Origin of the sequence: Microbacterium sp. Leaf179 (genome assembly GCF_001423785.1) — a bacterium.
GTDB lineage: Bacteria > Actinomycetota > Actinomycetes > Actinomycetales > Microbacteriaceae > Microbacterium.
The window spans coordinates 537712-554023 of record NZ_LMPH01000002.1 but is presented as its reverse complement, the minus strand read 5'-3'; the positions used below and the strand labels follow the sequence as shown (position 1 = coordinate 554023).

Sequence of the window (16312 nt, the reverse complement as noted above, 5' to 3'; positions counted from 1 at the left end):
CGCCCCGATAAAGTGAGCCGCGTGAGCGCGACGGGCGACGGCGAGGGTGCGACGGGCGAGTTCGTCCAGTCGCTGGCCCGCGGCCTCGAGGTGATCCGCACCTTCGATGCCGAGCACCCGGCCCTGACCCTCAGCGAGGTGGCCCGTCGGGCGGAGCTCACCCGTGCGGCGGCCCGACGTTTCCTGCAGACGCTCGAGACCCTCGGGTACGTGCGCGCCGACGGTCGCGTCTTCTCGCTCACCCCGCGCGTGCTGGAGCTGGGTTTCAGCTACCTCTCGGCCCTGTCGCTGCCCGCTCTCGCCCAGCCGCACCTGGAACACCTGTCTCGCGAGGTCGGTGAGAGCGTCTCGGCGGCCGTGCTCGACGGCGCCGAGATCGTCTATGTCGCCCGCGTCCCCACCCGTCGGATCATGAGCGTCGGCATCACGATCGGCACGCGGTTCCCCGCGTACGCCACCAGCATGGGGCGCGTGCTGCTGGCGGCGATCCCTGCCGAGCGTGCGCGCGAGGTCGTCGCGGCGTCGCATCCCGAGCGCCTCACCCCGCGCACCCGCACCGACGTCGACGCGATCGTCGCCGAACTCGACGCGGTGCGCACCCAGGGGTGGGCGCTCGTCGACGGCGAGCTCGAGGAGGGCTTGCGGTCGCTGGCCGCTCCGCTGCACGACCGCTCGGGAGCGGTGGTGGCGGCGGTGAACATCTCTGCGAGCGCCCGCGGCGACGCCGACGCGTGGCGCGACGCCTGCCTCCCAGCCTTGCGCGTCGCCGCCGCCGAGATCGACGCCGACATCCGGCTCGTCTGACCGGTACCCCGCTGTCCCGTGGCGGCGACGGATGCCGGATCGGGATGCCAGGGACTCGTGCGAGACGGTGCGCTCGATCGACCCTTGTCGCCCGCGCGCGTCGGGAGTACAGTGTTCGCAAGACGTACGAGTGTGCGCCAGGCGAACAACCGGAAGGTTCTCCGCATGATCGACAAGACCGTTCCCGACCTCGCAACCGCCGTGGCCGGCATCTCCGACGGTGCGACCGTGATGATCGGCGGCTTCGGTCGCGCAGGTCAACCCGTCGAACTGATCGACGCGCTCATCGCGCACGGCGCGAGCGACCTCACCGTCGTCAACAACAACGCCGGCAACGGCGACACGGGCCTGGCCGCTCTGCTCGCCGCGGGGCAGGTGCGCAAGATGATCTGCTCGTTCCCCCGCCAGAGCGATTCGTGGGTGTTCGACCGGCTCTACCGTGAGGGCGAGGTCGAGCTGGAGCTCGTGCCGCAGGGCAACCTCGCCGAGCGCATCCGCGCCGCGGGCGCCGGCATCGGCGGATTCTTCACCCCCACCGGCTTCGGCACGCAGCTGGCCGAGGGCAAAGAGACGCGGCGCATCGGCGACCGCGATTACGTGCTCGAGTACCCCATCCACGCGGATGCCGCGCTGATCAGCGCCCGCGCCGCAGACCGGTGGGGCAACCTCGTCTACCGCGAGACGGCGCGCAACTTCGGACCGATCATGGCGGCGGCCGCCGCGACGACCATCGTCCAGGTCGACGAGGTCGTCGAACTCGGCACCCTCGACCCCGAGACCGTCGTCACCCCGGGCCTCTACGTCGACCGCGTGGTCTCAGTGGGTGAGCGCCGGTGGCTCCGCGAGGGCGCCTTCGTCGGCGGCGTCGACATCGAGGGCCGGGCTCTGGCCGAAGAAGGGGCAGCACAGTGACCACCCGCATCTCCCGCACGGATCTCGCCGCGCGCGTGGCATCCGACATCCCCGAAGGCGCCGTGGTGAACCTCGGCATCGGGGCGCCCACCCTCGTGGCCGACTACCTGCCCGCGGGTCTCGAGATCGTGCTGCACACCGAGAACGGCATGCTCGGAATGGGCCCCGCGCCCGAGCGTGGACGCGTCGACCCCGACCTCATCAACGCGGGCAAGCAGCCCGTGACCGCCCTCGCGGGGGCGGCGTACTTCCACCACGCCGACTCGTTCGCGATGATGCGCGGCGGCCACCTCGACGTCTGCGTTCTCGGTGCCTTCCAGGTGTCGGCGGGGGGAGACCTCGCCAACTGGTCGACGGGTGAGCCCGGGGCGATCCCCGCGGTCGGTGGTGCGATGGACCTCGCCATCGGCGCGAAGGACGTGTACGTCATGACCGACCTGCTCACGAAGGCCGGCGAGCCCAAGCTCGTCGCCGCGTGCACCTACCCGCTCACCGGCGTGGGCTGCGTCTCGCGCGTCTACACCGACCACGGCGTCTTCGACGTCACCGCCGAGGGCTTGCGCGTACGCGAGCTCTTCGGCGACAACACGCACGCCGAGATCGAGGCCCTGCTCGGTCTCACCCTCATCGAACAGGACGCCTGACATGCCCGCTTCGTTCGTCTACGACGCCGTCCGCACCCCCTTCGCGCGCCACGGCAAGGCCTTCGCCGACGTGCGCCCCGACGATCTCGCGGCGACCGTCATGGCATCCGTCGTCGAGCGCACGGGGATCGACCCGGCCCGCATCGAAGACATCGTCTTCGGCGACGCGAATCAAGCGGGCGAAGACAACCGCAACGTGGCGCGCTTCGGCGCGCTGCTCGCGGGCTTCCCCTCGTCGGTGCCCGGCACGACCATCAACCGGCTGTGCGGTTCGTCTCTGGATGCCGTGATCCAGGGCTCACGAGCGATCGAGGCCGGTGATGCCGAGGTGATCCTCGCGGGCGGCGTCGAGTCGATGACCCGCGCGCCCTTCGTGGTCGAGAAGAGCCCGCGCCCCTTCCCCGCCGCGAATCAGACGATGTGGAACACCTCGATCGGCTGGCGCATGACCAACCCGCGCCTGCGCGCGGAGTGGACGATCTCGAACGGCGAGAGCGCCGAGAAGCTCGCCGAGATCTACGACATCTCGCGCCAGCAGCAAGACGCCTTCGCCGCCCGCAGCCACCGCCTCGCGGCGGCAGCGTGGGCCGAGGGGCGCTTCGACGACGAGATCGTGCAGGTCGAGGGTCACGCGCTCGCCCGCGACGAGGGCATTCGCGACGACTCCACCGCCGAAGTGCTCGCCGGGCTCCGTCCGGCGTTCCAGAAGGACGGCACGGTGACGGCGGGCAACTCCTCGCCCATCAACGACGGCGCCTCGGCCGTGCTGTTGGGCGCGGAAGGGGCACTGGATGCCGAGCCCCTGGCGCGCATCGCGGGCCGCGCCGCGTTCGGCAACGATCCCGACGTGTTCGGCATCGCGCCCGTCGAAGCGGCCAACCGCGCGCTCGCCCGCGCGGGCCGCACGTGGGCCGACGTGACCTTCGTCGAGTTGAACGAGGCGTTCGCGTCGCAGTCGCTCGCGTGCGCGAAGCTCTGGACCGAGCTCGACCCGGAGCTGCTCAACGAGACCGGCGGCGCGATCGCGATCGGGCACCCGCTCGGTGCCTCGGGTGGACGTCTCATCGCCCGCGCCGCGCACGAGTTGAAGCGCCGCGGCGGCGGTGTCGCGGTGACGGCGATCTGCATCGGCGTGGGTCAGGGCCTCGCCGTGGTGCTGGAGCGGTAGGGCCCCGCGCCTCGCTCGGGGTCGAGGGCGGTTCAGTCCGTCACGACTCGTCGGCCCAGCGATCCCGCGGGCGATCGTCGTCGTCGCCGCGCGGGGAACCGGGGTCGGACCACTCCAACTGAAAACCGCACTCCCGGCATTCGTCGGCCCCGCCGCCCTCTTCGAGCAGCGGATGCATCGTCACGCCGCACGAGGGGCAGATCGGCTGCGCGCCCTCGTCGTAGGGGTCTCCGTAGGTCATGACCGTTCCGCTCGTCACCGTGGGTCGCGGGCATCGCCCGGCATCGAGGATCACAACCCCGTCGCCCTTCGGCTTGTTCCTTCGTCGATCGGGGTGTCGCTGGTCACCGCTACGGTCGTCTCATGGATGACCTCCCCGCCGCGCGACTCGGCCTCGGTCTCGCGGCCGTCGGCCGCCCGGCCTACATCACCACCGGGCGCGACGACGACCTGGGCGACCCGGACGACCGCTCCGTCGAGGCCCTGCAGCAGCGCGCGCACGCGCTGCTCGACGAGGCGTGGTCCCTCGGCATCCGCGTCGTCGATGCGGCGCGGTCGTACGGCTACGCCGAGCGGTTCCTCGGCGCGTGGCTCGCGCGGCATCCCGAGCGGCGTGCCGAGCTCACCCTCGGATCGAAGTGGGGCTACGCCTACGTCGGCGGGTGGCGAATGGATGCCGCCGTGCACGAGCGCAAAGAGCACTCGGTCGCGATGTTCGACCGGCAGTGGCCCGAGACCCTCCAGGCGCTGGGATCGGCCCCCGATCTGTACCTCGTCCACTCCGTGACGCCCGAGAGCCCGGCGCTGAGCGACGCCGTCCTGCTCGGCCGACTGCGCGGGCTGGCGGGCAGCGGCGTGCGCGTGGGGCTGTCGACGAGCGGTCCGCATCAGTCACGCGTCGTCGATGCGGCCAGGGATCTGCCCGATTCGCCGTTCTCGGCCGTGCAGGCCACGTGGAACCTGTTCGAGCAGTCGGCGGCTCCCGGCCTCGCGCGCGCCCACGATGCGGGATGGACCGTGGTGGTGAAGGAGGCCCTGGCCAACGGCGAGCTCGCGACGACTCCCGCCGACCCCGACCGCGTGGCGGCGGCATCCGGAGTCTCTCCCGATGCCTTCGCGCTCGGCGTGGCACGGGCACAGCCGTGGGCCGACATCGTGCTGAGCGGGGCGAGCACGCCGGAGCAGCTCCGCCGCGGCGTCGCCGCGCGCCCGGTCGTGATCGACGAGGCCACGCGCCGAAGATGGGCGGTCGAGCCCGACGAGTACTGGCGACGCCGGTCGGAGCGCCCCTGGCGCTGATCACCGTGCGTCCCGTTTGCTCCCCGGGATATCTGGCGGCGAAGGGCACACCGCGCGGGTCGTGCGCGGCGGAGAGCCGGGCTCAGTCGGCGTCGGCGATCAGGTTGGTGATGCGGGCCGTGGCGACGAGCCGATCGTCGTCGTCGGTCACGCGGATGTCGTACGTCGCGACCCGACGACCCCGGTGTGCGGGCGTGGCGACCGCGTGGAGGGAACCGGACCGCACCCCGCGGTGATGCGTGATGTTCAGGTCGACGCCGACGCACACCTTGCCCAGGGTGCTTGCGTGGATCATCGCGGCCCACGAGCCGACGGCCTCGGCCAGGGCGGCGGTGGCGCCCCCGTGCAGACGCCCGAGTGATTGGGTGTTGCCGCGGACGGGCATGTCGGCCGCCACCCGTTCCGCCGACTGCGCGGTGATCGTGATGCCGAGGCGCTCGTCGAGCGCGCCGGGGACGATGGTCCAGGGGGTCATCGTTGTCTCCTTCCGCGTCGCCCTTGCTCGGGTCGCGCACCTCTGACACTATTACTGAACGCTCGGTTGGTAATAGTGTCGATCGAGTCTTCCCGCCCCTGCCCCACAGAACGATGGAGTTCTCATGGCCTCGCAGACCGCCGCAACCGTCCCCGCCACCGGGTTGAAACGCGAGGAACGGCGCGTCCTCGCCGGCACCCTCGTGGGCACCTCGATCGAGTGGTACGACTTCTTCATCTACGCCCAGGCGGCGGGCCTCGTGCTCGCGCCCCTGTTCCTGGCGCCCCTCGCGCAGTCCGATCCCGGACTCGCGCAGGTGCTGTCGTGGGCGACGATCGGCATCTCGTTCCTCTTCCGCCCCCTCGGCGCCGTCGTCGCGGGCTACCTCGGCGACCGCCTGGGGCGCAAGAAGATGCTCGTGCTGACCCTCATCATGATGGGTGTGTCGACGGCCCTCATCGGCGTGCTGCCCACGTATGCGGCCATCGGCATCGGCGCCCCCATCCTGCTCATCCTGCTGCGCGTGCTGCAGGGCTTCTCGGCCGGTGGCGAGTGGGGCGGTGCGGCTCTGCTCTCGGTCGAGCACGCGCCGGTGAACCGTCGCGGCTACTTCGGCGCCTATCCGCAGATCGGCGTCCCGATCGGCATGATCCTCGCCACGGCCACCCTGTGGATCCTCACCTCGTCGATGTCGGCCGAAGCCTTCCTCGCCTGGGGCTGGCGCGTGCCGTTCCTCTTCTCGATCGTGCTGATCGTCGTGGGCTACGTCATCCGCCGCTCGGTAGAAGAAAGCCCCGTCTTCGAAGACCTCGTGCGCCGCCGCAAGGAATCGTCGGCCCCGCTCGGCCAGCTGTTCCGCAAGAACTGGCGCGAGGTAGCCCTGACCGCTTTCGTCTTCATCGGCAACAACGCCGCCGGCTACCTGCTGATCGCCTTCTTCGCGACGTACGCGGTCACGGCGCTCGGACTCGAACGTCCCACCGTCCTGCTGGCGACGACCCTGGCATCCTTCGGCTGGCTCGTCTTCACCCTGTGGGGCGGTCGGCTGTCGGACCGACTCGGGCGCGTGCGCACCTTCCAGCTCGGCTACCTGATCCTGGCGGTCTGGGCCGTGCCGATGTGGTTCCTCATCGACACCGGGAACATCGTCTGGTACTTCGTCGCCCTGTTCGTCATGACGCTCGGCCTCGGCCTGTCGTACGGTCCCCAGGCGGCGCTGTACGCCGAGATGTTCCCCGCGAACGTGCGGTACTCGGGCGTCTCGATCGGGTACGCCCTGGGGGCGATCATGGGCGGTGCCTTCGCCCCGATGATCGCCGAGGCGCTGTTGCGCTCCACCGGAGCATCGTGGACAATCGGCCTCTACATCGCGGTGGCAGCCCTCGTCTCGCTCGCCGCGGTCTCGCTCATCAAAGAGACCAAGGGCGTCGACCTGCGGGCCTGACCCCGGATGCCGACAGAGGGGCCTCGCGCGCGGCGCGGGGCCCCTTCGGCGTGCGGGTTCAGTCCGTGCGCAGGCCGTCGAGCGCGATGCGCACGATGTCGGCGCCGAGACGGTCGCCGTCGACGCTCCCGCCGGGTCGGTACCACTCGACGACCGAGTTGATCATGCCGAACAGCAGTCGGGCGGCGACCGCGGCATCGACGTCGTCGCGCACCCCGCCTTCGGCTTGCGCGGCGGCGACGAGATCGGTGACGCGGTGGTCGAAGACGCGGCGGCGCTCGAGGGCGGCCCGCTCGACGTCGCCGTTGCCGCGCACCCGCAGCAGCAGGGTGACCGCGGGCAACTGCGCGACCAGCACGTCGGTGGCCCCCGTCAGAACGAAGCGCAGGCGATCGGATGCCGCGCCCTCGCGGGCGCCGGGCTGCTCGAGCACGGCCTCCAGCGCACCCAGAGCGGCGTCGAGGGCGACCGCCAGAAGCTCTTGCTTCGACGAGAAGTGGTGGTACAGCGCCGATTTCGTCAGGCCGAGGCGGCGCGCGATGTCGGCGACGCTCGTGGCGTCGTACCCCTGCTCGTTGAACAGCTGCACGGCGACGGCGAGAAGACCCTCACGGTCGTAACCCGGGCGGCCGCGACGCGCGGGGGCGTCGGTGGACGCGGGGGTCGTCACGGGCTCGGCAGCGGTCACGGTTTCAGTGTGTCACTCCAGCAGGGCGGGGGAGTCCGCGTGCAGCAGGGCGCGAGCGGCGTTTCCGATCACGGCGCTGTAGGTGGGGTAGGCGAAACGCACGCCCGCGAGGGTGGCGACATCGATCCCCGCCGCCATCGCGGTCGTGACCGACTGGATGACCTCGACGGCGTTCTCGCCGACCGCGTGCGCCCCCAGGATCAGCTCGCGACGACGGTCGGCGATCAGCATGAGGAAGCCGCGCTCGCGGTCGTCGATCACCGCGCGGTCGAGGTCGGCGAAGTCCACGGTCGCCACGACGCACGAGGGGTCGCGGTCGCGCGCCTGCTGCTCGGTGAGACCGACGCCGGCGTAGTCGGGGTCGGTGAACCCGCCCGCGGGCAACAGGTGGTGGGGGGTGCGCCGGTTGGCGCCGAGCACGGCGTTCTCGGCCGCGGCCTCGCCCTCGAACTGCGCCGCCTGCACGAGCATGTCGCGGCCGTTGGCGTCGCCGACGGCGAGGATGTGCGGCACGATCGTGCGGAAGTACCGGTCCACCGGGATCGCCGAGCGCTCGACGTCGACGCCGGCGTTCTCGAGCCCGAGGTCTTCCACGTCGGCCGGCCAGCCGGTGGCCATGATGACGACGTCGACCTCCAGCGAGTGCGATCCGTCGGTTTCGCGCCAGGTGAGCGCGAGGGATCCCTCGTCGGTGCGGTCGATCCGCTCGACCGTGTCGATCCCCGTGCGCACGTCGACGCCGTGGTCGGTGAGCGAGGCCGCGATGGCCTCGGAGATGCGCGCATCCGAGGCGACCAGCACGCGCGGAGCGACGTCGAGCAGCGTGACGTCCGAGCCGAAGGATCGGAACACCGTCACCAGCTGCGCTCCGGTGTTGCCGGCGCCGATGACGGCGACCCGGCGGGGGAGCTCGGCGAGCGAGAGCACGTCCTCCGGCACCGTGGCCAGCTCCGCGCCGGGGATCGGCAGCCGACGGGAGTGCCCGCCGACGCACACGAGGATGTTCTCGGCGCGGATGCGGCGACCGCTGTCGAGCACGAGCGTGTGCTCGTCGGCGAAGCGCGCGCGCCCCTCGTGCACGAGGTCGACACCGGCGGCGGCGAAGCGTTCGGCCTCGCGTTTGATGGAGCGCACGGCATCCACCCGCTCGTGCACGCGCGCCACCACGGCGGGCCAATCCACGCGCGGCTCGTCGATGACGATGCCGTAGTCGTCGGCCGCGCGCGTCTCGCGCATGAGCCGCGCGGCCTTGGCGAGTACGCGAGTGGGGACGCACCCGGTGTTGACGCACGTGCCGCCCACGCGCCCGGCCTCGAGCACGACGACCGAGGCGCCCAGTTCGGCCGCACGCAGCGCCGCCGCGGTTCCCGCGGGACCGGCGCCGATCACGGCGATGTCGTAAGAGTCGGGCTCGTGGTCCACGGCGTCCCCCGTCGGTAAGTGAGAGCACCAGTCAAGTGCGATCCACCCGCACAACGGTGGGGGTTGCGCGCGGGCTCAGAACCTTTCGTACAGATCGGTGGCGGTCAGACCCGTTCCGCCGATCGCACGCACGCCCGGAGCCGGGTGCAGTTCGAACGTCTCGCCGTCGTGCAGCAGGACGGCGGTGTAGTCGCCACGGGTGTCGAGCTTGACCTCGAAGCGACCGGTGTCCATGAGCCGCAGGGTGACCACCGCGCCGCTCCGGGCGAGGAAGTTCACTTCTTTCTCGTGCGCCGTCGGAAGGGGGATGATCGGCTCGTCGGCGTCCATGCTGTGAGTCTGACACGTGCCCGCCGGGCGGGGGCCAGACTCGCGCACTCGCACGCCGTCGTGCTCACGTGGCCGATGTCGGGCGGCGGCGTCCGGCCCTCCGGGGCGCTGAGCCGCCGCCGGCGACGCCCGCTCGAGGCGCCGCGCGGCGGGCGACCCGCCTCAGCGGTGGTCGCGCCAGGAGTGCTGCGGGTCGTAGCCGAGCAGCCGGCGGGCCTTGTCGATCGACAGCAGCGTCGTGTTCTCGCCCAGGTCGCCGCGCGTCTCGACGCCGGGGAAGACCTCGTCGACGAGTTCGCCGTTGGGGCGGGTCATGACGGTGTCGGCCGCGGCGATGATGAACGTGTCGAAGCCGGCGGGCGCGTTCTCGAGCGCGCGCTGCACGGCCTGTGCGCCGTCGCGGGCGTCGATGTACCCCCACAGGTTCCACTTGCGGGTGCGGGCGTCGGCGTCGAAGGGGAACTCGGCGTAGTCGTCGGGGACCATGACGTTCGAGAACCGCAGCGCGGTGATCGAGAGCTCGGGGTGCCACCGCACGAGCTCGGTCGCCAGGTGCTCTTCGAGCGTCTTGACCAGCGAGTACACCGACTCGGGACGCGCCGGGTACTGCTCGTCGACGGGGATGTAGGGCGGCGGAACATCGAAGGGGAGTCCGAGCACGGTCTCGCTGGAGGCGTAGACGATCCTCTGGATGCCGAGCCGCACGGCCGCCCAGAACACGTTGAACGTGCTCGTCAGGTTGTTGTGGAACGTCGCGATGTCGGAGCGGATGCCGGGGGCGGGGATCGCGCCGAGGTGCACGAGCGCGTCGAAGCCGTCGTGCTGGTCGTTCACCCCCGCGAGGGCGTCGATGACCTGGCCGTAGTCGGTCAGCTCGACCTGCACAAAGCCGGGACCGCGCTCGCCGCGCACGTCCAGACCGATGACCTCGTGGCCGGCGGCACGCAGTTCACGGGCGACGACGGTACCGAGTTTTCCGGACGAACCGGTGAGGGCGATGCGCATGGGGATCCTTCGTATCGGGAGACGGTGTTGCCCAACGTAACGGCATCCGCCGACATCGACACGGGGGTGGCCGAGACGCGCGACGATGCGTAGGGCCCGCGAGCGATGCGCTCGCGGGCCCGTGGTGGCGTCAGTTGACGCGCGCCTCTTCCTGCTCGTCCTCGTCGTCGCCGGGGATGAACACGTCGACGACGGTCACGTTGACCTCGACCGCCTTCATGCCGACGATCTCGGTGATGGCCTGCTGCACGGCAGAACGCACGTTCGCGGCCACGCGCTGGATGCGCTCGGGGTAGTCGACCTGGATGGAGATGTCGGCGGCGACCTCGGTCTCGCCCACCTCGACGCTCACGCCCTGCGCGTAGTCCTTCGCGCCGACGGCCTGGCGGATGTTGCCGATGACACGGGCAGCGCCACCGCCGAGGGCGTGGACGCCCGGAACCTGCGCCGCGGCGATGCCGGCGACCTTGGCGACGACGGGGTCGACGATGACGGTGGTACCGCCGTCGCGGCGGGCGTCGGTGCGGGTGGCGGGCGTGGGGGTGTCGGTGCTTGCCATGAGGAACATCCTTTCGTCAAGATCACGGACCGAATCGGGTCCGGGGTGTTTCGCTATGGGGACGCGCTCGGTTCGTGAAACGTCACGAACACGAGGCTGAAAGTCTGCTGACAGGAACCGCGATGCCCTCTTTGTCTTCCGCCTCCGACGCGTTCCTCGCGTCACGCGCGGCCGACGGCGACCAGCTCGCCTTCGGGGTTCTCGTGCGTCGCCATGCGCCCTTCCTCGTCGCGTTCGCGACGCGCCTGACGCGCTCCCGGGCCGACGCCGACGATTGCGTGCAGGAAGCGCTGATCACCGCATGGCGGCGCCTGCCCGACCTCACCGAGCCCGAGAAGGTGCGCAGCTGGCTGACCACGATTGTGTCGCGCAAGGTGACCGATCGCATGCGTTCTCGCAAGATCTCGGAGCAGATCGACGAAGAGATGGTGTCGGCGGCAGACGACCCGGAGCGCGCAGTTGTGGCATCGTCGCAGATGGACGCGCTGAAGAAAGTGCTGGCGGATCTCCCCGAAGAGCTGCGCGTCGTGTGGGTGCTGCGCGAGATCGGCGGCCACAGCTACGACGAGATCGCCATCGAGGTGGGGGAGCCCGCGGCAACCGTACGCGGCCGACTCGCCCGGGCGCGCAAGACCGTGTTGGACCGCATGCAGGAGTGGAGGTGACCGGATGAACGAGCACAGCGACGACATCGGGGGTTCGGGCTATTCGCTCGAGGACCTCTCCGCGTACCTGGATCGCGGCCGAGTGCCGCGGATCAACGCCATCGAACGGAACGCGGAGTGCCAGGCCATCCTGGCCTCCATGCAGCGCATGGGGCAGCTCTCGCGCGCGATCGTCGACGAGCAGGCCGCGGAACCGCTCGCGGAGTCCTGGTACGACGGCATCATGCGCGAGGTGATGCGGGAGTTCCGCGCCGGCCGCGACATCCCCCTGGCGCAGTCCGACGAGGGCGTCGAACTGGTCGTCACCGAGGGCGCGATCTACGAGCTCATCCGCTCGGTGGGTGACGGCATCGAGGGGCTCCTGGTGGGCCGCGTCCGTCTCGAGCACGTCGAGCCCGGGGCGCCTCTCGACGTCCGGGTCACCGTCAGCGTGCGGTTCGGACGCGCGATGACCGAGGCCGTGGACGAGATGCGCGACGGCATCCGCTCGGCCATCGAACGGCACGGCGACCTGCGGGTCGGTCGTGTGGACGTCACCGTCGGCGACGTGCACCTCGACGAGGGAGAAGACGAATGACCGGGATCTCCGCCGCGGAACTCGCGCCGCGCATCGACCTCGCCGTCACGGCCGTCGAGGGCGTGCGAGAGAGCTATTCCGCACGTCCCGTGGTGACGCGGGCCTACGAGCACGTCGCCGACGTCGAGGGGTTTCTCGCCGAGGTCGAACAGGCCGGTGGGGCCCGGGCCATCACCGTCTGCGTCGGCGTCTCCGCCGACGACGACGCCGGAGCCGTGGCATCCGCCGTCGCGATCGCGGCGCGGGGGGCCGCGCGCGACGAGGTGCCCTCGACCGTCCGCGTGCGCGTCGCGCGACTCGTGGCGCCCGCTTCGTAGGACGTTCGCGGCCGCGTGTCGGTGGAGCGGCCTACGCTGGGGGGACCGCTCACACCTCCCGGAGGCCGTATGTCCACGCCGCCCCTCATCGCCGTCACCGGATCCACCGGAGCCGTGGGAGGTCGCGTCGCCCGCGACCTCGCCGCCCGCGGCATCCCGCAACGTCTGCTGGTGCGCGACGCCTCTCGCGCCCCCGCCCTGGCGGGCGCCGAGGTGCACGTGGCCCGGTATTCCGATGCGGATGCCGCCCGCGCGGCGCTGCAGGGCGTCGACACGCTCTTCATGGTCTCGGCCTCCGAGACCGCCGACCGGGTCGATCACCACCGCACCTTCGTCGAGGCCGCCGCGGCCGCGGGGGTCGGCTCGATCGTCTACACCTCGTTCTTCGCCGCCGCTCCCGACGCCGTGTTCACCCTCGGGCGGGACCACGCGGCGACCGAGGACATCATCCGCGCCTCCGGCATGCGGTGGACGTTCCTGCGCGACAACTTCTACATGGACATGATGGAGCTGTTCGCCGGCGACGACGGGGTCATCCGGGGTCCCGCGGGCGAGGGGCGATGCTCGCTCGTCTCGCGCGCCGACGTCGCGGCCACCGCGGTGTCGGTGCTGCTCGATCCCGCCGCCCACGCTGATGTCTCGTACGACCTGACCGGCCCCGAGGCGCTGACGATGGCCGAGGTGGCCGAGAAGATCTCGGCGGTCCGCGGGCACCCGGTGCGCTTCGTCGACGAGACGATCGACGAGGCGTACGCCTCGCGAGCCGCGTTCGGTGCGCCCCGATGGCAGGTCGATGCCTGGGTGAGCACGTACACCTCGATCGCCGGCGGCGATCAGGCCGGGGTGTCCGGCGACGTCGAGCGGGTCACCGGCCGGCCGGCGCAGAGTTTCGAGGAGTTCCTCGGCGCCGTCTCCTGACGACGTGCGGGTCGGCTATGCTGGCCGCGTGCTGACCTGTCGCTGTTGTCGCTGAACGCCCTCGCGTTCTCTTTTCGACGACCCCGTCAGCCGCGCCCCCGGGCGCATCGACCCACCAGGACCCCACCGTGCGTTACGCCCAGAGCGTCGCCGACCTCGTCGGCAACACCCCCCTCGTCCGTCTGACCCGCGTCACCGACGGCATCGCCGCCACCGTGCTGGCGAAGATCGAGTACTTCAACCCCGGCGGTTCGGCGAAAGACCGCATCGCCGCGAACATCGTCGACGCCGCCGAGCGCGACGGCTCTCTCCGCCCGGGCGGGGTGATCGTCGAACCGACCAGCGGCAACACCGGCGTCGGCCTGGCACTGGTCGCCCAGCAGCGCGGGTATCGCTGCGTGTTCGTGGTTCCCGAAAAGGTCGCCGAAGACAAGCGCGCCGTGCTGCGGGCGTACGGCGCCGAGGTCGTGGTCACTCCTACGAACGTCGAGCCGGAGGACCCCCGCTCCTACTACAGCGTCTCCGACCGTCTGGTCCGCGAGATCCCGGGCGCCTTCAAGCCCAACCAGTACGGCAACCCGAACGGCCCGCGCAGCCACTACGAGACCACCGGTCCCGAGATCTGGCGCGACACCGACGGGCAGCTGACCCACTTCGTCGCCGGAGTCGGCACCGGCGGCACGATCAGCGGGTCGGGTCGGTACCTGCGCGAGGTCGCCGGCGACGGCGTGCGGATCGTCGGGGTCGACCCGGTGGGCTCGATCTACTCGGGCGGCGACATCCACGGCTACGACGTCGAGGGGGTCGGCGAAGATTTCTGGCCGACGGCCTTCGACCCCACCGTGGTCGACGCGTACGAGCGCGTCTCCGACGCCGAGTCGTTCGCCATGACGCGGCGCCTCGCCCGAGAAGAAGGCCTCCTCGTGGGCGGCTCCAGCGGCATGGCCGTGGTCGGCGCCCTCCGCGTCGCGCGCGATCTCCCCGCCGATGCCGTTGTCGTCGTGATCCTCCCCGACCACGGACGCGGGTATCTCAGCAAGATCTTCGACGACGACTGGATGATCGAGCGCGGCTACGACGTTGCACCCGTGGCATCCCTTCTTCCGACCCCCACCGAGGAGCACTCCGCATGAGCACCCACGACGCCGCCCGCGGCTTCGACAGTCTCGCCGTCCACGCGGGCCAGGCGCCCGACGAGACCACCGGCGCGGTCATCCCGCCCCTCCACGTCTCGACCACTTTCGCCCAGGACGGCATCGGCGGACTCCGCGGCGGCTACGAATACGGCCGCAGCGGCAACCCCACGCGCACGGCGCTCGAGACGCAGATCGCGGCCCTCGAGGGCGCGACCCGCGCGCTGTCGTTCGCTTCGGGTCTCGCCGGCGAAGACGCCCTGCTGCGCGCGGCCCTCGTGCCCGGCGACGAGGTGCTGCTCGGCAACGACGTCTACGGCGGCACGTACCGGCTGCTCGCCCGCGTGCTCGGGCCGTGGGGCGTGAAGCTGCGCGTGGTCGACATGAGCGACCTGGATGCCGTGGCGGCGGCGATCGAGGAACGCGCGCCCCGCATGGTCTGGGTCGAGACTCCCAGCAACCCGATGCTGCGCATCACCGACATCGCGGGTCTCGCCCGCCTCGGCCACGCGGCCGGCGCGATCGTCGTCGTCGACAACACCTTCGCCTCGCCCGCGCTGCAGCGCCCGCTCTCGCTGGGCGCCGACGTCGTGGTGCACTCCGCGACCAAGTACCTCGGCGGGCACAGCGACGTCGTGGGCGGGGCCCTCGCCTTCGCCGATGCCGCCCTGGCCGAGAAGGTGCAGTTCCTGCAGTTCGCCGCCGGCGCGGTCTCGGGCCCGTTCGACGCGTACCTGACCACCCGCGGCATCAAGACCCTCGCCGTGCGCATGCAGCGTCACAGCTCCAACGCGCAGGCGGTGGCCGAGCACCTCGCCGGCCACGACCGCGTCGCGAAGGTGTACTATCCCGGACTCCCGTCGCACCCCGGGCACGAGCTCGCGGCGCGGCAGATGAGCGGCTTCGGGGGCATCGTGTCACTGGCCCTGGCCGACGGTGCGGCTGCTCGCCGCTTCGCCGAGTCCACGCGTCTGTTCACGCTCGCGGAGTCGCTGGGCGGGGTCGAGTCGCTGGTGAACTACCCGGATGCCATGACCCACGCCTCGGTGCGCGGAACCGAACTCGCCGTGCCCGACACGATCGTGCGGTTGTCGGTCGGCATCGAGTCGGTCGAGGACCTCGTGGCCGACGTGGATCGGGCGCTCGCCGCGCTCTGACCCCCGTGCGGTGCGTGAGGTGCCCATGTGCATCGTCGAAGCGACGAACATGGGCACCTCACGCGCGTGGGTGGCGGGGTCAGCGCTCGGCGCGGGCGAGGTTCTGCGTCAGCTTCTCGGCGGTCTGGCGCACGACGTACGCCGGCTGGTCGCGCTCGACGCGCCAGCTCTCGCTGAGCGGTCCGACGTTGACGGTGTCGAAGCCGAACTCGTCGTAGATGCGGGTCACGAGCGCGACCGCCTCGTCGGAGTCACCTGAGGTGGCGAGGGCGCGGCGCCCCTCGGTGCCGGCGGGGGAGCCGTCGGTGAGGATGTCGGCCGCGGGGATGTGGTTGAACGCCTTCACGACGGTCGACTGGGGAAGGTGCTCCTGAAGCATCTGCGAGGTCGTCGTCTGCTTCTCGTCGAGAGCCGCGATGTGGCCGTCGCGCTCGAAGTAGTAGTTGTTGGTGTCGAGCACGGTCTTGCCGGCCAGGGGTGCGACGGGCACGTCGGTGTACGCCTTCAGCGGGACGGTCACCACGACGAAGTCGCCGGCCTCGGCCGCTTCCTGGGCGGTCGCGGCGCGCGCGCGGTCGCCGACGGCGGCGACGAGGTCGGTGAGGGTCTCGGGACCGCGTGAGTTGGCGATGACGACGTCGTAGCCGTTCTTCGCGAACCCCTTCGCGAGGGCCGAGCCGATGTGTCCTGCTCCGATGATTCCTACTGTTGTCATGCTGACCGGCAACTGCTCGAGCGCCGCACGCATTCCCGGGCGGGGGTCGCCTGACCATCAGCGGACTAAATAATTAGCAG

General features: G+C 71.1%; 20 protein-coding genes. 12 read left to right on the top strand and 8 right to left on the bottom strand.

Features of this window, described 5'->3' with window-relative positions:
* The first annotated feature begins 21 nt into the window (after window positions 1-21).
* From ASF96_RS10130 to ASF96_RS10115, 4 genes are all read left to right on the top strand, one after another.
* Window positions 22-804, top strand: a complete 783-nt coding sequence (locus ASF96_RS10130) for an IclR family transcriptional regulator domain-containing protein (RefSeq protein ID WP_055839566.1) — start codon at window positions 22-24, stop codon at window positions 802-804.
* Between the two features lie 165 nt (window positions 805-969).
* Window positions 970-1716, top strand: coding sequence for a 3-oxoacid CoA-transferase subunit A (locus ASF96_RS10125; protein WP_055939438.1), 747 nt, complete (start codon window positions 970-972; stop codon window positions 1714-1716).
* Entirely contained in the window at window positions 1713-2360 is a 648-nt protein-coding gene (locus ASF96_RS10120; RefSeq protein ID WP_055938700.1) for a 3-oxoacid CoA-transferase subunit B, read from the top strand. The genes ASF96_RS10125 and ASF96_RS10120 overlap by 4 nt, the downstream gene beginning before the upstream one ends.
* A gap of 1 nt (window position 2361) precedes the next feature.
* On the top strand, window positions 2362-3528 hold the full coding sequence (locus ASF96_RS10115) for a thiolase family protein (protein ID WP_055938697.1): 1167 nt from the start codon (window positions 2362-2364) through the stop codon (window positions 3526-3528).
* A gap of 40 nt (window positions 3529-3568) precedes the next feature.
* On the opposite strand, the gene ASF96_RS10110 is transcribed toward ASF96_RS10115, so the two are convergent.
* The gene (locus ASF96_RS10110) at window positions 3569-3769 is read right to left on the bottom strand and encodes a zf-TFIIB domain-containing protein (protein ID WP_156458798.1); all 201 of its coding nucleotides are present in this window, start codon (window positions 3767-3769) and stop codon (window positions 3569-3571) included.
* Window positions 3770-3891: 122 nt separating this feature from the next.
* On the opposite strand from ASF96_RS10110, the gene ASF96_RS10105 reads away from it, so the two are divergent.
* The gene (locus ASF96_RS10105; RefSeq protein WP_055938690.1) at window positions 3892-4827 is read left to right on the top strand and encodes an aldo/keto reductase; all 936 of its coding nucleotides are present in this window, start codon (window positions 3892-3894) and stop codon (window positions 4825-4827) included.
* Window positions 4828-4909: 82 nt separating this feature from the next.
* Here the strand turns inward: ASF96_RS10105 and ASF96_RS10100 are convergent, their stop codons facing one another.
* Window positions 4910-5302 carry a PaaI family thioesterase gene (locus ASF96_RS10100; RefSeq protein WP_055938687.1) on the bottom strand — a complete coding sequence of 131 codons (393 nt, stop codon included), beginning with the start codon at window positions 5300-5302 and terminating at the stop codon, window positions 4910-4912.
* A 124-nt stretch (window positions 5303-5426) separates the two neighbouring features.
* On the opposite strand from ASF96_RS10100, the gene ASF96_RS10095 reads away from it, so the two are divergent.
* Window positions 5427-6746: an MFS transporter gene (locus ASF96_RS10095; RefSeq protein ID WP_055838960.1), complete on the top strand. Its 1320-nt coding sequence runs from the start codon at window positions 5427-5429 to the stop codon at window positions 6744-6746.
* Window positions 6747-6804: 58 nt separating this feature from the next.
* On the opposite strand, the gene ASF96_RS10090 is transcribed toward ASF96_RS10095, so the two are convergent.
* The 5 genes from ASF96_RS10090 to ASF96_RS10070 form a co-directional block, all read right to left on the bottom strand.
* Entirely contained in the window at window positions 6805-7434 is a 630-nt protein-coding gene (locus tag ASF96_RS10090; protein ID WP_055938683.1) for a TetR/AcrR family transcriptional regulator, read from the bottom strand.
* A 12-nt stretch (window positions 7435-7446) separates the two neighbouring features.
* Window positions 7447-8856, bottom strand: a complete 1410-nt coding sequence (locus ASF96_RS10085; RefSeq protein WP_235560575.1) for a dihydrolipoyl dehydrogenase family protein — start codon at window positions 8854-8856, stop codon at window positions 7447-7449.
* Between the two features lie 75 nt (window positions 8857-8931).
* Complete coding sequence (locus tag ASF96_RS10080; RefSeq protein WP_055938680.1) at window positions 8932-9186, bottom strand: hypothetical protein; 255 nt, start codon at window positions 9184-9186, stop codon at window positions 8932-8934.
* A gap of 162 nt (window positions 9187-9348) precedes the next feature.
* Window positions 9349-10191: an NAD-dependent epimerase/dehydratase family protein gene (locus ASF96_RS10075; protein WP_055938677.1), complete on the bottom strand. Its 843-nt coding sequence runs from the start codon at window positions 10189-10191 to the stop codon at window positions 9349-9351.
* 130 nt (window positions 10192-10321) lie between these two features.
* A complete protein-coding gene (locus ASF96_RS10070; RefSeq protein WP_055838946.1) occupies window positions 10322-10750 on the bottom strand; it encodes an Asp23/Gls24 family envelope stress response protein in 429 nt (142 codons plus the stop codon).
* Window positions 10751-10872: 122 nt separating this feature from the next.
* Here ASF96_RS10070 and ASF96_RS10065 point away from each other — a divergent pair, with 122 nt between their 5' ends.
* The 6 genes from ASF96_RS10065 to ASF96_RS10040 all read left to right on the top strand — a co-directional run bounded on the left by ASF96_RS10065 (window position 10873) and on the right by ASF96_RS10040 (window position 15517).
* Complete coding sequence (locus ASF96_RS10065) at window positions 10873-11415, top strand: RNA polymerase sigma factor (protein WP_055838943.1); 543 nt, start codon at window positions 10873-10875, stop codon at window positions 11413-11415.
* Between the two features lie 4 nt (window positions 11416-11419).
* Complete coding sequence (locus tag ASF96_RS10060) at window positions 11420-11992, top strand: hypothetical protein (protein ID WP_055838940.1); 573 nt, start codon at window positions 11420-11422, stop codon at window positions 11990-11992.
* Complete coding sequence (locus ASF96_RS10055; protein ID WP_055938674.1) at window positions 11989-12309, top strand: hypothetical protein; 321 nt, start codon at window positions 11989-11991, stop codon at window positions 12307-12309. The genes ASF96_RS10060 and ASF96_RS10055 overlap by 4 nt, the downstream gene beginning before the upstream one ends.
* Before the next feature lie 69 nt (window positions 12310-12378).
* Window positions 12379-13227, top strand: coding sequence for an SDR family oxidoreductase (locus ASF96_RS10050; protein WP_055938671.1), 849 nt, complete (start codon window positions 12379-12381; stop codon window positions 13225-13227).
* A gap of 128 nt (window positions 13228-13355) precedes the next feature.
* Window positions 13356-14360, top strand: a complete 1005-nt coding sequence (locus ASF96_RS10045) for a pyridoxal-phosphate dependent enzyme (RefSeq protein ID WP_055938668.1) — start codon at window positions 13356-13358, stop codon at window positions 14358-14360.
* Window positions 14357-15517, top strand: coding sequence for a cystathionine gamma-synthase (locus ASF96_RS10040; protein WP_055838927.1), 1161 nt, complete (start codon window positions 14357-14359; stop codon window positions 15515-15517). The genes ASF96_RS10045 and ASF96_RS10040 overlap by 4 nt, the downstream gene beginning before the upstream one ends.
* A 79-nt stretch (window positions 15518-15596) precedes the next feature.
* On the opposite strand, the gene ASF96_RS10035 is transcribed toward ASF96_RS10040, so the two are convergent.
* Complete coding sequence (locus ASF96_RS10035) at window positions 15597-16232, bottom strand: NADPH-dependent F420 reductase (protein WP_055939431.1); 636 nt, start codon at window positions 16230-16232, stop codon at window positions 15597-15599.
* Window positions 16233-16312: the final 80 nt, after the last annotated feature.

Excerpts from the sequence above, each read along its gene's own strand:
- ASF96_RS10125 (WP_055939438.1), top strand. The coding sequence starts at position 970 with ATGATCGACAAGACCGTTCCCGACCTCGCAACCGCCGTGGCCGGCATC.
- ASF96_RS10115 (WP_055938697.1), top strand. The coding sequence starts at position 2,362 with ATGCCCGCTTCGTTCGTCTACGACGCCGTCCGCACCCCCTTCGCGCGC.
- ASF96_RS10110 (WP_156458798.1), bottom strand. The coding sequence starts at position 3,769 with ATGACCTACGGAGACCCCTACGACGAGGGCGCGCAGCCGATCTGCCCC.
- ASF96_RS10105 (WP_055938690.1), top strand. The coding sequence starts at position 3,892 with ATGGATGACCTCCCCGCCGCGCGACTCGGCCTCGGTCTCGCGGCCGTC.
- ASF96_RS10100 (WP_055938687.1), bottom strand. The coding sequence starts at position 5,302 with ATGACCCCCTGGACCATCGTCCCCGGCGCGCTCGACGAGCGCCTCGGC.
- ASF96_RS10095 (WP_055838960.1), top strand. The coding sequence starts at position 5,427 with ATGGCCTCGCAGACCGCCGCAACCGTCCCCGCCACCGGGTTGAAACGC.
- ASF96_RS10080 (WP_055938680.1), bottom strand. The coding sequence starts at position 9,186 with ATGGACGCCGACGAGCCGATCATCCCCCTTCCGACGGCGCACGAGAAA.
- ASF96_RS10075 (WP_055938677.1), bottom strand. The coding sequence starts at position 10,191 with ATGCGCATCGCCCTCACCGGTTCGTCCGGAAAACTCGGTACCGTCGTC.
- ASF96_RS10070 (WP_055838946.1), bottom strand. The coding sequence starts at position 10,750 with ATGGCAAGCACCGACACCCCCACGCCCGCCACCCGCACCGACGCCCGC.
- ASF96_RS10065 (WP_055838943.1), top strand. The coding sequence starts at position 10,873 with ATGCCCTCTTTGTCTTCCGCCTCCGACGCGTTCCTCGCGTCACGCGCG.
- ASF96_RS10060 (WP_055838940.1), top strand. The coding sequence starts at position 11,420 with ATGAACGAGCACAGCGACGACATCGGGGGTTCGGGCTATTCGCTCGAG.
- ASF96_RS10055 (WP_055938674.1), top strand. The coding sequence starts at position 11,989 with ATGACCGGGATCTCCGCCGCGGAACTCGCGCCGCGCATCGACCTCGCC.
- ASF96_RS10050 (WP_055938671.1), top strand. The coding sequence starts at position 12,379 with ATGTCCACGCCGCCCCTCATCGCCGTCACCGGATCCACCGGAGCCGTG.
- ASF96_RS10040 (WP_055838927.1), top strand. The coding sequence starts at position 14,357 with ATGAGCACCCACGACGCCGCCCGCGGCTTCGACAGTCTCGCCGTCCAC.
- ASF96_RS10035 (WP_055939431.1), bottom strand. The coding sequence starts at position 16,232 with ATGACAACAGTAGGAATCATCGGAGCAGGACACATCGGCTCGGCCCTC.